2 protein-coding genes are annotated in these 2,576 nt (G+C 72.1%); one reads left to right on the top strand and one right to left on the bottom strand.

The features are described 5' to 3' along the window. Positions 1 to 166 precede the first annotated feature (166 nt). On the top strand, positions 167 to 940 hold the full coding sequence (locus tag B0W88_RS31150) for an ABC transporter substrate-binding protein (protein ID WP_077038343.1): 774 nt from the start codon (positions 167 to 169) through the stop codon (positions 938 to 940). An 18-nt stretch (positions 941 to 958) separates the two neighbouring features. On the opposite strand, the gene B0W88_RS31145 is transcribed toward B0W88_RS31150, so the two are convergent. Then, positions 959 to 2,576, bottom strand: a 1,618-nt coding sequence (locus B0W88_RS31145; protein ID WP_369973969.1) for a GH36-type glycosyl hydrolase domain-containing protein, incomplete at its 5' end; no start/stop codon positions are given.

Here is a 2,576-nt window from a genome sequence, read left to right as displayed (position 1 = left end):
GGTTTCACGTCTGCTGTGCTCGCGCATGGCCCGCCGTTTGCCGGGGTACAGCTCCCGGTTGCGTGCATTCTGTGACCGCGCCGGGGCTCGGCGACGAAAGCCGGCAATTCCCTGTGTACCCGACAAAAGCGCTAGCGCAGAATCAGCGCGTGGAGGAGGCAACAAGATGGCGACGCAGATCGACCGACGCAAGTGCCTGGCCCTGCTCGGCGCCTGGCCGCTGATGCCGGCCCGTGCCGAGCATCGCCCGCTGGTGATGGCGATGATCCGCCCCGAGGCCCAGTTCCTCGGCCGCTGGCAGCGCCTGATCTATCGCGACGCCTTCGCCCGCGTGGGCCGCGACGTGCTCTTCCTCGACTACCCGGCCGCGCGCGCCAGTGTGGAACTGGACCGCGGCGCCATCGACGGCGAAGGCGGCCGGCCCTTCAGCTATGCGGAGTCCTCGAAGAACATCGTGCGGCTGCGCGTCCCGCTGTTCGAGGTCAACTACGTGGCCTTCGGCCGCCGCGGCGAGCTGCCGGCCATCAGCAACGGCTGGGAGAGCCTGCGGGACTTCAAGGGCGTGGTCGCCTACAAGGCCGGCGTCTACACCACGTCCACCCAGTTGCCGAAGGTCCTGCCGATGAACCGCCTGGTGGGCCTGCCCGAGACCGACCGCGGCCTCAAGATGTTGGCGCTGGGCCGCAGCGACCTCTATGTGGACGAGGAGATGACGATCCTCTCCGCCCTGGTCGACGAGGAGCTGTCCTCGCTGCCGCTGGCCCGCGCCGGGCAGCTCGCCACCGTCGAGGTATACGGTTACCTGCACGTACGCCACGCCGAGCTCGCGGCGCGGCTGGGCGACGCGCTGGCGCTGATGCACCGGCAGGGCGAGGTCGACCGCCTGCGCAAGCGGGTGGAAAAGGAGTTCGCGGTCAGCGCGGACCGCTGGCGGCCGTAGGCGGGTGTTGCCGGGCGTTCAGCCGCTGCGCACTTCCAGCTGCAGCACCGTCCCTGGCGCCGGCCGCATGATCGCTGCAGGGCCGGCCCGATACGGATGGGGCCGGCGGGTGAACGGCAGGCTCCGGCCTGCGTCTCCACGCAGCTCCGTCACGCCGACGCCCTGCGGCCCCGGCTGGTAGTGCAGCTCCAGCACGAAATCCGCCAGCGCCACCCGCGCCCGCAGCCCGGCCAGCGCCTGCGGCATCACCGGGTCGATCAGCAGCGCGTCCTGCTCCAGCCGCAGCCCCAGCAGCGAGCCGATCACCAGGCCCAGCATGATGCCCGGCCCGCTGGAATAGACGCGCCATCCGCCGTCCAGCTCGACGGTGCCGGCGGCCACGCGGCCGTAGTCGGCATGGGCCTCGTAACGGTCTGCATAGGCGGCGTCGGAGCTGGAGTAGTAGCAGTTCGCCTGGCGCGGCGTGGCGCTGGGCACGCGCTCGCGGACCAGGATCGGATGGGCCTGGTTCAGCGCCTGCCAGAAGGCCCCGGCGCGGCCCAGGTGGGCCAGCATCTGCGCCCAGCGCAGGTGGGCGTGCATGTACATGATGCCGATCTCGCGGCCGAAGAAGCTGCTCGACTCGGCGCGCTGGAAGCGGGTCATCAGCCCGCCCTGGTAGGGCAGCGGCGCGTCGAACAGCCGGGCGCCGTCGGGGCCCTTCAGGTGCCGGTCGATCGCGTCGGCCTGGGCGGCGGCCTGGGCCGGGGTCAGCAGGTTCTCCAGCACCGCATGCATCATCGGCAGCAGGCTGTAGTGCAGGCCGGCGGTCGGCGCGCTCGGGTGGATCCACAGGGCGGGCGGCGCGTCGTCGGGGAAGTGGGCGTAGCCGGCGACGATGCCGTCGCGCACCAGCTCGCGCTGGAAGGCGGCCTGGACGGCGGCGTGCTCCTCGCGCAGCGACCCTGCGTCGAGGCCGAGGTGCTCGTAGGCCTCGGCCAGCGTCGCCAGTGTCTGCGCATGCAGCGTGACGGTCCAGGCGCTGCACAGCGATTCGCGCAGCGCGGGGTCGGCCGGCTGCAGCGCGTCGTTCCAGTCGCCGTGGCCGTAGGCGACCAGGCCGCGGCCGGGGATCATGCGGCGCTCGATCAGCGCAAGAGCGCGGCGCAGGTGCTCGCGCAGCGGGGCGGGCGCGTCGTCATGGAAGGGCAGCGTCTCTTCGAGCAGCGCGGCGTCGCCGCTGGCGAGCAGGTAGCGGGCCAGGCCCAGCAGCGGCCAGAAGACGATGTCGCCGTGCGAGTCGCCGGCGCGGATCTGCGCATCGCGCTGGAAGAACATGAACCACTGCGGCCAGTCGCCGTCGGCGTTCTGTGCGCTGAAGACGCGCGTCAGCAGGTCCCTCACCGGCGCCGCGTGGCCCAGAGCCAGCAGCATCTCCAGCGGTCCCTGGCAGACGTCGCGCACGCCCCAGCCGCCGCCGGAGTACTGCTCCAGCCCGCGCGGCGCGAGGTAGTGGACCAGGGCGTTGTGGGCCAGCCAGGGCAGCATGTCGGCCAGCGGCTCGGCGGCGCCACTCAGCTGAGGCAGCGTGGGCAGGCCCAGTTGCGGCGCGGCGTCGAGGTCGGTGGCGGCCTGCTCGGCGACCAGCGTCAATTGC

The organism is Pelomonas sp. KK5, from assembly GCF_001984095.1.
GTDB lineage: Bacteria > Pseudomonadota > Gammaproteobacteria > Burkholderiales > Burkholderiaceae_C > KK5.
The sequence above is the reverse complement of the archived record's forward strand: the minus strand, read 5'-3'. Positions and strand labels throughout refer to the sequence as shown.